The 11,866-nt window shown below is 54.0% G+C and carries 7 protein-coding genes; 3 read left to right on the top strand and 4 right to left on the bottom strand.

The window, feature by feature from the left end; genetic code table 11:
- The first annotated feature begins 502 nt into the window (after positions 1-502).
- Entirely contained in the window at positions 503-1,447 is a 945-nt protein-coding gene (locus ACCD02_RS16565; RefSeq protein ID WP_413303794.1) for an HNH endonuclease, read from the top strand.
- A gap of 92 nt (positions 1,448-1,539) precedes the next feature.
- Here ACCD02_RS16565 and ACCD02_RS16560 read toward each other — a convergent pair whose 3' ends face one another.
- From ACCD02_RS16560 to ACCD02_RS16545, 4 genes are all read right to left on the bottom strand, one after another.
- Positions 1,540-3,306, bottom strand: a complete 1,767-nt coding sequence (locus tag ACCD02_RS16560) for an ATP-dependent nuclease (RefSeq protein WP_413303791.1) — start codon at positions 3,304-3,306, stop codon at positions 1,540-1,542.
- Between the two features lie 202 nt (positions 3,307-3,508).
- The gene (locus tag ACCD02_RS16555; RefSeq protein WP_259099185.1) at positions 3,509-4,756 is read right to left on the bottom strand and encodes a ribonucleotide-diphosphate reductase subunit beta; all 1,248 of its coding nucleotides are present in this window, start codon (positions 4,754-4,756) and stop codon (positions 3,509-3,511) included.
- 849 nt (positions 4,757-5,605) lie between these two features.
- Positions 5,606-5,776, bottom strand: a complete 171-nt coding sequence (locus ACCD02_RS16550; protein WP_413303788.1) for a YhfG family protein — start codon at positions 5,774-5,776, stop codon at positions 5,606-5,608.
- A 96-nt stretch (positions 5,777-5,872) separates the two neighbouring features.
- Positions 5,873-8,785: a ribonucleoside-diphosphate reductase subunit alpha gene (locus ACCD02_RS16545; protein ID WP_413303785.1), complete on the bottom strand. Its 2,913-nt coding sequence runs from the start codon at positions 8,783-8,785 to the stop codon at positions 5,873-5,875.
- A 661-nt stretch (positions 8,786-9,446) separates the two neighbouring features.
- On the opposite strand from ACCD02_RS16545, the gene ACCD02_RS16540 reads away from it, so the two are divergent.
- Together ACCD02_RS16540 and ACCD02_RS16535 are read left to right on the top strand one after the other, a co-directional pair.
- The gene (locus tag ACCD02_RS16540) at positions 9,447-10,184 is read left to right on the top strand and encodes a response regulator (RefSeq protein WP_413303783.1); all 738 of its coding nucleotides are present in this window, start codon (positions 9,447-9,449) and stop codon (positions 10,182-10,184) included.
- A gap of 3 nt (positions 10,185-10,187) precedes the next feature.
- On the top strand, positions 10,188-11,807 hold the full coding sequence (locus ACCD02_RS16535) for an ATP-binding protein (protein ID WP_413303781.1): 1,620 nt from the start codon (positions 10,188-10,190) through the stop codon (positions 11,805-11,807).
- Positions 11,808-11,866 lie beyond the last annotated feature (59 nt).

The raw sequence follows: 11,866 nt of genomic DNA, 5'->3' as shown, positions 1-11,866 counted from the left end.
GTGTGGGGGGCGGGCCTTCGAGTAGCTAAGGGATTCAGCATTTTTGTTATCTCTGCATTGGTTAGCCTTCGTAGGGCTAAGGCGTCGGGAGTTAAGAAACCCCAAAAGCAGAGAAAGAGGCCGGACGTATTTCCCTTGCGGGTCTTGTATTGGTCCACTCCCGACATAACAGAGATTTTAAGACGCGCAGCCGAAGGCCGCAGGTACAAAAAAGCCGCATTTTATCGGGAGCGGTCAGGCCGCTGCTTTTGAGTTTTTGGTGCGTTTCTTAGGCGCGGTGCAAGGGTAGGGAGCGTTGCCTGAGCAGGCAAGCCTCAATGTTGTAGGGCATTTCTGAAAATTTTTCGGCCTCAATGTGCTGGCACTTTACCTGTAGTGGCCATCTGGCTACTGTGTGGGAGTATTCCTACACGAATGCGCGACGAATACTTCGTTGGTTCGACTCGGGTAGGTCTGACGACAGCTTCTCTGTCCGAACGGCATAAAGGAATAAGGCTGAGCGATGAAGTACTGGTGGGTTAATCACAAGCAAACGTCAAAGCACGAAATTGCAGGTGGCTTTCTTTGGTCTCCGATGCGTAAGGCAAACGGTAAGAATAATAAGTTTTATGAAAATATGCGTTTGGCTTCACCTGGTGATGCCGTAATGTCTTTTTCTCATGCGAAAATTCAGCATGTCGGAAGGGTAACTGAGTTTGCGTTCCCCTCACCTAAGCCTCCTTCATTTGGAAATGCCGGGGAGTATTGGAGTCAGCAAGGGTGGCTACTCCCTGTGAAATGGGAGCGATTGATTGAGCCAGTAAGACCTAAGTCACGGATTACTGAATTGCGAAGCATATTACCTTTAAAGTATTCTCCAATCCATCCTGCAACCGGCAATGGAGGGCAAAATGCTTATCTCGCAGAGGTAAGTAAATCCGTTTTTGATTTGCTTATGGGTACAGCCAAGCTCGAGTATGAAAAATCCTCATTTATTTTTCCTGCGCTAAAATTTTCATCAGATATAGACGACTATATACAATTCGAGATAATCAAAGATCAAAACCTTGATTCTACCACGAAAAAACAATTGATAGATGCTCGTAGGGGGCAAGGTATATTTAAAAAAAATATTTTGCAATTTGAAAAAGCTTGTCGGCTTACACATGTAACAAACTCTGGTTTGCTTATAGCTAGCCATATTAAACCGTGGCGACTTTGTGATAACGCAAGCGAAAGGCTTGATGGCGCGAATGGTTTACTTTTAACGCCATCTGCAGATTTTCTTTTTGATAGAGGGCTTATTAGTTTTTGCGATGATGGAAGTGTTTTAGTATCTTCACGGCTGTGTGCAACGGATTTAAAGCTTTTAGGATTTGATAGTGCTCGCGATAGATCTCATAGAGAATTTGATTTTCGGCAGAGAGTATATTTAAAGTTTCATCGCGATAATGTATTTATGCCCTGAGATGTAAGACGTTTTTGAATGTGATGATATTTAGTGTTTGTCTTTGCTGAAGTGGAGGGCTCATGTCCCTCCGTCAGTTGCGTCGAATCTGTTTATTCAGGTTTTTGTAATGATATAAGTTCGCTAATTTTATTCGTAGTAGATGTGATTTTCTGCAATGTGCTGGAGTCCAAGTGTTCAGTGCTTATTTTTCCTTCTTTGACATTCATGTAAAATTTATAAGCTAAAATGGGTTTTGAGTACTTTGGAAGCTTAACGATTTCAGAAGGAAGTTCTAATTCACCAGTATATGCGTCCTCTAAAACGTTTTCTTTGAACGAGTCCAAAGAAAAGATGTCTTCTATTCCGTTGCACTCCTTTATTTTATAAGCCATTTTTATAGCTATAGAATCTTCGTCACCCCAAAGCTCTTTCTTTAACTGGTTATAAACGGATCTGCCTTGTTTGTCATCATCTATGATTATTGAGTATTTTATTCCCCATCCGGTAAACATGTATGCTAGTGGAACTATTTTGTTTACTCCTGTGGCGGATATAAAATTGACGCTATCTTGCTTGTTAAGTAGATGCCAGAATGCCTGAAAGTAATAGTAACCGCTGGGTTCTTCTAGTATTATATTGTTGTATTTTTGTATGACATTTTGATGTGAAAAATCAGTACCAATAGCGGTCAGAATTGGAGAAAGAGTATCGCTTGAGGCGGCCCCCAAATGAAGAGCCTCAATCATCTCTGTCGGTGTTTCCAATTCGTCATTGCCTCTTTGTACGGCGTAGACCCGGTAAAGCTTCTCGTACTCTATAAGGGTAGGGCTATGGGTGCTATATGTAATTGATATTTCTTTGCTTAGGGTGTTTATTAGTTTTAGTACATCTTTCTGAGCGTTTGCATGTAAGTTTGCACCGGGTTCGTCAAGCAAGAAATATAATTTGTTATTGCTTTTTTGTGATGCTTTCAACTGTAGGTAAAATGATATAAACCAACGGACTCCAGCACTCCGTTGTTTTGGGTGCAGCTTATGTAATCCATCGGTTACCCAGAATATTAAGTATGGGGCTCCTGGCTTTTCAGAGGAGTTGTCATGGTGTTTAAGATTGAACTCAATTTTTATCTTGTTGTTGGTTCCTATAGTTTGATTCCAAAAATCTTTGAGGTCGTGATTTATTTCGCTAATAGCACGGGCTATCTTTGATTCTTGTGTTCGGCTGTCTTGCTTTAAAAGTGACTTGAGGTTGATGTTTGCAATCGTTAGCAAGTTTTCTGCTGCTGTTTTTCCTTCGCCAGTCAGGTTAAAATCCGTGTCAATATCTATTGTATTTGGCAATAATCCAGAGTTTGATTGGAATAAGGTGAAAGTCGGCGCGATATTGAAAATTGCGTCAGCGGCAATGTGAGATAATGTTATTCCCTCTGTAACATTGACGTCGTTCGCATCTATTAAGTCTGTGGCTGGGATGAATAGCTCAGGCTCTTCAATATCGATATCACAAGAAAAAGTTCTTTTTGTTGTTGAATCATTTAGTTCCCATCGAAAAACGGTCCTAGTGAAATGTCCGACTCTACCAAAGTGATTTGAAATTCTCTCTAGATCATCCGGATGAGCACGATGTTTTAGGCTTTCTGAAAACTCTTCTTTGCTAAATTCCACTTCCAACCATATTTCAGGCAAGTCACATCCATATCGTAGATCATCATCCGTTATGTGTTTTTGACTAAATGTCAGGCTTAAAGCTTCAAGAATCGCGCTTTTCCCAGACTCGTTTTGCCCTACCAAAACGGTTACCCCATCTGTAGAAAAACTACGCCAGTCAGTATCTATAATGGAACAAAAATTTTTTATACGGAATTTAACTATTTTCACTTTTCAGAAAGTCCTTTCTATTTTATCCCTAAGTTTAGGGGTGTCATTTTGATATTATCATGTTGGCCTACGTGATTTAAATAATTATTTCAGTACGCCTCGTTGGTTATTTACGAGTACATACATCTATTTTTCAGTTGCAGAAAAAAGCCAGGAAGCATGTGCCCCTGGCTTTTTACTACTACCGAGTCAACCTAAGCCATCAATCCCAGCTCAAAGCCCCCCCAGTCTGATACTCAATAACCCGCGTCTCAAAGAAATTCTTCTCTTTCTTCAAGTCCATGATCTCGCTCATCCATGGGAACGGGTTAGTCGTGCCTGGGTACTCTTCCTTCAATCCAATCTGCGACAGACGACGGTTGGCGATGAATTTGAGGTAGTCCTCCATCATCGCGGCGTTCATGCCCAGTACGCCGCGTGGCATGGTGTCGCGGGCGTATTCGATCTCCAGCTGGGTGCCTTGCAGAATCATCTGGCTGGCTTCTTCCTTCATTTCGGCGTCCCACAGGTGTGGGTTTTCGATTTTGATCTGGTTGATCACGTCGATGCCGAAGTTCAGGTGCATGGATTCGTCGCGCAGGATGTATTGGAACTGCTCGGCGACGCCGGTCATCTTGTTGCGGCGGCCCATGGAGAGGATCTGGGTGAAGCCGCAGTAGAAGAAGATGCCTTCCAGTACGCAGTAGTAGGCGATCAGGTTGCGCAGCAGTTCTTTGTCGGTTTCGACGGTGCCGGTTTCGAACTTCGGATCGGAGATGGAACGGGTGTATTTCAGGCCCCAGGCTGCCTTTTTCGCGACCGATGGGATCTCGTGGTACATGTTGAAGATTTCGCCTTCATCCATGGCCAGCGATTCAATGCAGTACTGGTAGGCGTGGGTGTGGATCGCTTCTTCGAAGGCCTGGCGCAGGATGTACTGGCGGCACTCCGGGTTGGTGATCAGGCGGTACACGGCCAAGACCAGGTTGTTGGCCACCAGGGAGTCGGCGGTGGAGAAGAAGCCCAGGTTGCGCATGACGATGCGGCGTTCGTCGTCGGTCAGGCCTTCGGGGTCTTTCCACAGGGCGATGTCGGCGGTCATGTTGACCTCTTGCGGCATCCAGTGGTTGGCGCAGCCGTCGAGGTATTTCTGCCAGGCCCAGTCGTATTTGAAAGGTACGAGCTGGTTGAGGTCGGCGCGGCAGTTGATCATGCGCTTTTCATCGACCGCGACACGGGCGCTGGCGCCTTCGAGTTCGGCCAGGCCTTCGGCGACGTCCAGGGCGTCCAGCGCTTTTTTCGCGCGGATCAGGGCGGCGGAGTCGTTGGCGGTGATGTTGCGAGCTTCCAGGGCCGCGGCGCCACCGGCGCTGTCGAGGCGGTCCATGTTGGCTTCGTTGGCATGACCGGCGTTGGTTGCCTTGGCGACTACTTCGCCGTCTTCTTTATCGAATTCGTCCCAGCTCAGCATGGTGGAAGCTCCTGAATTTCAAAGGATGTAGTGCCCGCGTCGTATCGCTAACGTTGGCAACGGATTTCGAGATTTACTCGGGATCGACTGGCTTGTGGGGCTGCAGTTCGATCAACGGATTTGCCGCCGCGGCGCAGGGCCACACAGGCGAACAAAACGGGTAGTAGAGGTTGCTTTCAGGTAAGACAGCATTGCGTGTGCAAATGGTCATTTGAGTACCCTGGAGCGAGCGCGGGATTATACAGATTTTGCCCGGCACTTGTTCATCCGTGACGACGTTTGAGGTGTGATTTTCGCTTTTTTCTCGGGCGTTTCGGGTGGTCATTCATGGTGCAGGGCGAATGGGCCAAAACGGAGCGGAAATCCCTTATCTGGTGTTTTTTTACATTTCGAAACGCAGGATATAGTGTGTGGCGGTTGTCGGCAATCGTTGTTGAGAAGGTTTTTGGATAAGGATTATTGGCTTGATTCGGGTCAATTTTTGTCGGGGCAGCGGTTGTTGGGGGTTGTGGGGTTTAGGGTGTTTTATTTGGACCGGATTTTGGGGGGAATTGGTTTTGGGAGGCGACGAGTGGTTGTGGGTGGCAGAAGATTTCGTCTCGTCTTTGATAGCCTGGCCGCGGCCCGGAAAACAGACCGTGGGACCGGCTTTAGCCGGGAAGACTGTGGGACAGGCGATAGAAATGTATCGATCTCGCCTGCGCTTTCCCGGCTAAAGCCGGTCCCACGGTTCTGTGTTTGCTGCGCGACAGCGCAGTGTCAGGGGCACTGCGAAACCTCCCACAAAAAAACCATTTTCTGTCGCTCAATCGATCGCCAGCAAGCCGGCTTGTACACAAGTGGTGCGCATCAGGTAGGGGTATTACGGTAGGTGTTAAGCAGTTGTTCGCGGGATGGCAAAGGGCGTTCGGCGTCTAGTGGTGTGCAGGGAAAACCGGAAAGGCGCAGGCTGGCTGCGTAGTTGGATCTGCGTGTTTTGGCGCAGTAGGCTTTTTTGCTTGCGAGGGTAGGGTTTGGCATAGCAGGTAGGTCAGATCGGGCTGCGGTTAAAGGCCCTTGCGGGCCTTTTCGCGGGCAAGCCTTGCTCCCACTGGAGCGAGGTTGCCGGGGTGTTGCTTACTGGCAGGCTTCGCAGTCCGGCTCGTCGATGGCGCAGGCTTTAGGCACTGGCGCCGGACCGGCCGGGGCGGCTTCGGTTGGGCGAGGGGCGGCGATTGCCGAGTCGTCCGGGCCGTGGCCACCGCTGGAAACGGCGTTGAGCTTGCCGGTGTTGATGGTCGATTTCTCGGTGCTGGTCGCGGCCAGGGCACGGAGGTAGTAGGTGGTTTTCAGACCACGGTACCAGGCCATGCGGTAGGTCACGTCCAGTTTCTTGCCCGAGGCGCCGGCGATGTACAGGTTCAGCGACTGAGCCTGGTCGATCCACTTCTGACGGCGGCTGGCGGCGTCGACGATCCACTTGGTGTCCACTTCGAAGGCGGTCGCGTAGAGCTCTTTGAGTTCCTGCGGGATGCGCTCGATCTGTTGTACCGAACCGTCGTAGTACTTGAGGTCGTTGATCATGACCGAGTCCCACAGGCCGCGGGCCTTGAGGTCGCGGACCAAGTACGGGTTGATCACGGTGAATTCGCCCGAGAGGTTCGATTTCACGTACAGGTTCTGGTAGGTCGGTTCGATCGACTGCGATACGCCGGTGATGTTGGCGATGGTCGCGGTCGGTGCGATGGCCATGATGTTGGAGTTACGAATGCCTTTCTGTACGCGGGCACGAACCGGTGCCCAGTCCAGGGATTCGTTCAGGTCAACATCGATGTACTTCTGGCCGCGCTGTTCGATCAGGATCTGTTGCGAGTCCAGTGGCAGGATGCCTTTGGACCACAGCGAACCCTGGAACGTCTCGTAGGCGCCGCGCTCGTCGGCCAGGTCGCAGGAAGCCTGGATCGCGTAGTAGCTGACCGCTTCCATGGACTTGTCGGCGAAGTCGACGGCAGCGTCGGAACCGTACGGGATGTGTTGCAGGTACAGCGCATCCTGGAAGCCCATGATGCCCAGGCCGACCGGACGGTGACGGAAGTTGGAGTTCTTCGCCTGCGGCACGGAGTAGTAGTTGATGTCGATAACGTTATCGAGCATGCGTACGGCTACGTCCACGGTGCGCTTGAGCTTGGCGGTGTCCAGCTTGCCGTTGACGATGTGGTTCGGCAGGTTGATCGAGCCCAGGTTGCAGACCGCGATCTCGTCCTTGTTGGTGTTCAGGGTGATCTCGGTGCACAGGTTCGAGCTGTGGACCACGCCCACGTGCTGCTGCGGGCTGCGCAGGTTGCACGGGTCCTTGAAGGTCAGCCATGGGTGGCCGGTTTCAAAGAGCATGGAGAGCATTTTGCGCCACAGGTCTTTGGCCTGGATGGTCTTGAACAGTTTGACCTTGCCTGGGTATTCGGTCAGCGCTTCGTAGTACTCGTAGCGCTCTTCGAAGGCCTTGCCGGTCAGGTCGTGCAGGTCCGGAACTTCCGATGGCGAGAACAGGGTCCACTTGCCGTCATCGAAGACGCGCTTCATGAACAGGTCAGGGATCCAGTTGGCGGTGTTCATGTCGTGGGTACGACGACGGTCATCACCGGTGTTCTTGCGCAGCTCGATGAACTCTTCGATGTCCATGTGCCAGGTTTCCAGGTAGGCACAGACAGCGCCCTTGCGCTTGCCGCCCTGGTTGACCGCTACGGCGGTGTCGTTGACCACTTTCAGGAAAGGCACGACGCCCTGGGACTTGCCGTTGGTGCCCTTGATGTAGGAGCCCAGCGCACGGACCGGGGTCCAGTCGTTGCCCAGGCCGCCAGCGAATTTGGACAGCATGGCGTTGTCGTGGATCGCGTGGTAGATGCCCGACAGGTCATCCGGCACGGTGGTCAGGTAGCAGCTGGACAGCTGAGGACGCAGGGTACCGGCGTTGAACAGGGTCGGGGTCGACGACATGTAGTCGAAGGACGACAGCAGGTTGTAGAACTCGATGGCGCGGTCTTCACGCTGTTTCTCTTCGATCGCCAGGCCCATGGCCACGCGCATGAAGAAGATCTGCGGCAGTTCGAAACGGATACCATCCTTGTGGATGAAGTAGCGGTCGTACAGCGTCTGCAGGCCCAGGTAGGTGAATTGCTGGTCGCGCTCGTGGTTGATTGCCTTGCCCAGTTTTTCCAGGTCGAAGGCCGCCAGCTCAGGGTTCAGCAGTTCGTACTCGATACCCTTGGCGATGTAGGCAGGCAGGGCCTTGGCGTACAGGTCGGCCATTTCGTGGTGGGTGGCGCTTTCGGTGACGGACAGGAAGCTCAGGGCTTCGGCACGCAGGGTGTCCATCAGCAGGCGGGCGGTGACGAACGAGTAGTTCGGCTCGCGCTCGACCAGGGTACGGGCGGTCATCACCAGGGCGGTGTTGACGTCTTTCATCGCCACGCCGTCGTACAGGTTCTTCAGGGTTTCGTTCTGGATCAGGTTGGCATCGACTTCAGCCAGGCCTTCGCAGGCTTCGGTGACGATGGTGTTCAGGCGACCCATGTCCAGTGGCGCGGTGCTGCCGTCGGCACGGGTGATGCGGATCGACGGGTGCGCCTGGACCGGAGTATCGGAACCACGCACGGCACGCTCCTTGGAGCGCTCGTTGCGGTAGATCACGTAGTCGCGAGCCACTTTTTGCTCGCCGGCGCGCATCAGCGCCAGTTCTACCTGATCCTGGATTTCTTCGATGTGGATGGTGCCGCCCGAGGGCATGCGACGCTTGAAGGTCGCGGTGACCTGTTCGGTCAGGCGGGCAACGGTATCGTGGATGCGCGACGAAGCGGCAGCGGTGCCGCCCTCAACTGCAAGAAACGCTTTGGTAATGGCGACGGTAATCTTGTCATCGGTGTAGGAAACAACAGTGCCGTTACGCTTGATCACGCGCAGCTGGCCAGGCGCGGTTGCGGACAGGTCCTGCAGGGAGTCGCCTGTCTGCGGCGCGATGGCCTGCGGATTCTCGCGAGTTGTGTCTGTTTGCATGGGTGTCTCCACGTTCTCTATGTTTATTTGGGCACTGTCAGGGTGCCCACCGTTCCGTCTTGAGGCAGTTGGCCGACAAACGTCGGCCAATAAGGACTTCAAAACGGACTCGAGGAAGGCTTTGAAGTCGAAGGAGACCGGGTCAACGCCCGGTGCTCGGAAATCTGTTACAGAATGCGTTATTTATGTTGCAACACATGTACCGTTCCACCCGATGGTGTGGGGTGGCAACGTCAACCATTCGCGCGAGCGGTTTGGCCATGAAACAGGGGTTTGGTTCAACCCCAAAGACGCAAGAAAAACCCTTGAGTTTTCCATTTGAAATGTGTTTGGCTTTTTGATCAAAACCCTACATGTAGGGTTTTTTCTGCGGCGGGCTACAAGATAATGCGTTTTGGACACCAATTGCAACGCATGACCTGTGGATAAAACTGTGTGTAATTTGTGTGTGAAACCTCCCGGTCGCGTGTAGGCCGCGAAACTACTGGCGTCGACCGTTGGTCATGGATTTTTACAGTCTTGTGTCGGGCCAGGGCGGGGTTTTTGGAGCGGGATGCGGATCACAAAAAAACGGTTTGGGATAGGGGAAAGTAGATCCAACGATATCGGTGTGATGCGCATGTTGTATTCATTCATATAAGAACAACTAAAGGATGGCTCCGTGGCAAACGAAACCTGGCAGGTACTTATTGTCGAGGATGATCAGCGTCTGGCCGAGCTGACCCGCGACTACCTGGAGAACAACGGCCTCAAGGTGGCCATCGAGGGCAATGGCACCCTGGCCGCCCAGCGCATCATTGATGAGCAGCCGGACCTGGTGATCCTCGATCTGATGCTGCCCGGCGAAGACGGCCTGAGCATCTGTCGCTCGGTGCGCTCGCGCTATGACGGGCCGATCCTGATGCTTACCGCGCGTACTGACGACAGCGATCAGATCCAGGGCCTGGATATCGGTGCCGATGATTTTGTCTGCAAACCAGTGCATCCGCGGGTGCTGTTGGCACGGATCCATGCCTTGCTGCGCCGCAGCGAACCGCCCCAGTCACCGGCCGCCGAGGCGCGGCGCCTGGTCTTTGGCCCGTTGGTCGTCGATAACGCCCTGCGCGAAGCCTGGCTCAGCGAGCAGAGCATCGAGCTGACCAGTGCCGAATTCGATCTGCTCTGGCTATTGGTCAGTAATGCCGGGCGGATTCTTTCTCGCGAAGAGATCTTCACCGCTCTGCGCGGCATCGGCTATGACGGCCAGGATCGTTCCATTGATGTAAGAATCTCGCGCATTCGCCCCCGGATCGGCGACGATCCCGAACATCCACGCCTGATCAAAACGGTGCGCGGCAAGGGCTATCTGTTTGTCCCGGAAGCGGCCCAGGACATGTCCGGTCCGAACCGGAGCCTCTGAGCCATGAATTCGATCTTCCTGCGCATCTACGGCGGCATGCTTGGCGTTCTGGTACTGGTGGCGCTGCTCGGCGTGCTGACCCTGCATCTGCTCAATCAGGTGCGCAGCGACCAATACCGCGAGCAACTGGCCCACGGCACCTTCACCCTGATGGCCGATAACCTGCAACCCATGGATGCCATCGAGCGGCGACGGTCCATGGCTGTCTGGGAGCGGCTGCTGGGCATTCCCCTGGAGCTGCAGACCCCCGATCAGGCGCAACTGAGCAGCAGCACCCGCAGCCGCCTGAGCCGCGGCCAGGTGGTCGTAGAGCAACTGGGGCCCCATGCGGCGAAGGTCTATCGCCAGCTCAGTGTGCAGGAGCCGCTGCTGTTGACCGGCGAGGTACGCCAGATCAGCGAGCAACTGGCCCGGGCGACGATTTATCTGCTGATCGATGAACTGGTGCGCTTTCCGGTACAGGAGCAGCCGCAGCGCCTGGAAATGCTGCGCATCAGCAAGGGGTTTGGTTTCGATCTGCGGCTGGTGGCGCTGAAAAAGGCCGATATCGACGACGATCAGCGCCGCCGCATTGCCGAGGGCGACACGGTGATGGCCCTGGCCAGGGGCGGTGATGCGATCCGGGTCTTCGCCGGCATCGCCAACACCCCGTGGATGCTGGAAATCGGCCCGCTGTACCCGCTCAACCCGTATCCGCCGGAGTTGCTGATTCTCATCGCCCTGGTCGGCCTGTGCTTTATCGGTCTGGTGGTCTATTTGCTTGTAAGGCGGCTGGAGCGGCGAGTGCAGACCCTGGAAGCCGCTGCCACCCAGATTGCCCAGGGCAGCCTGCAAACCCGTGTGCCGGAGACTGGCGCCGACTCGGTGGGGCGACTGGCGGCGGCGTTCAATGGCATGGCCGAGCACTTGCAGCGCTCGCTGATGATCCAGCGCGAACTGGTGCGGGCGGTGTCCCACGAGCTGCGCACGCCGGTGGCGCGGCTGCGCTTTGGCCTGGAAATGGTCAACGACGCGACCACCCCGCAAATGCGCCAGAAATACCTGCTGGGCATGGACCACGATATTCAGGACCTCGATAAGTTGGTCGACGAGATGTTGATTTACGCGCGTCTTGAGCAGGGCGCGCCGACCCTGAATTTCCAACGGGTGAATCTGGAGCAGATGATCGATCAGGTGATTGCCGAACTGGCAGCGCTGCGGGCGGTGGTGCAGATCAGCCGTGGCCTGTGCCGGGTCGCCGCAGACTGTGACGGCGCCTGGGTCGAGGCCGAGCCGCGCTACCTGCACCGGGCCTTGCAGAACCTGATCAGCAACGCCATGCGCCACGCCGAATCACGGGTGCTGGTCAGCTTCGCGGTGGATGCCCAGCGGTGTCGCATCGATATCGAAGACGACGGCCCCGGTATCCCTGAAAGTGCCTGGGAGCGGCTGTTTACCCCGTTCATGCGCCTGGACGACAGCCGTACCCGGGCGTCGGGCGGGCATGGGCTGGGGTTGTCGATTGTGCGGCGGATTATCAACTGGCATGGCGGCCGGGCGTTGATTGCCGACAGCGAAGCATTGGGCGGGGCGTGTTTCAGTCTGGCGTGGCCGAGTCGGCAGGGGAGAAACGATGATGGCTGACAGGACTATTTGGAATGAGATGATGGTTGTGGGAGCGACGGTAGTTGTTGCAGCCAGCG

Source organism: Pseudomonas sp. Pseusp88, assembly GCF_047303955.1.
In the GTDB taxonomy this organism is placed as follows: Bacteria; Pseudomonadota; Gammaproteobacteria; order Pseudomonadales; family Pseudomonadaceae; genus Aquipseudomonas.
The sequence above is the reverse complement of the archived record's forward strand: the minus strand, read 5'-3'. Positions and strand labels throughout refer to the sequence as shown.

Coding starts and splice junctions, on each gene's coding strand:
- ACCD02_RS16545 (WP_413303785.1), bottom strand. CDS start 8,785: ATGCAAACAGACACAACTCGCGAGAATCCGCAGGCCATCGCGCCGCAG.
- ACCD02_RS16550 (WP_413303788.1), bottom strand. CDS start 5,776: ATGCCAAACCCTACCCTCGCAAGCAAAAAAGCCTACTGCGCCAAAACA.
- ACCD02_RS16535 (WP_413303781.1), top strand. CDS start 10,188: ATGAATTCGATCTTCCTGCGCATCTACGGCGGCATGCTTGGCGTTCTG.
- ACCD02_RS16555 (WP_259099185.1), bottom strand. CDS start 4,756: ATGCTGAGCTGGGACGAATTCGATAAAGAAGACGGCGAAGTAGTCGCC.
- ACCD02_RS16565 (WP_413303794.1), top strand. CDS start 503: ATGAAGTACTGGTGGGTTAATCACAAGCAAACGTCAAAGCACGAAATT.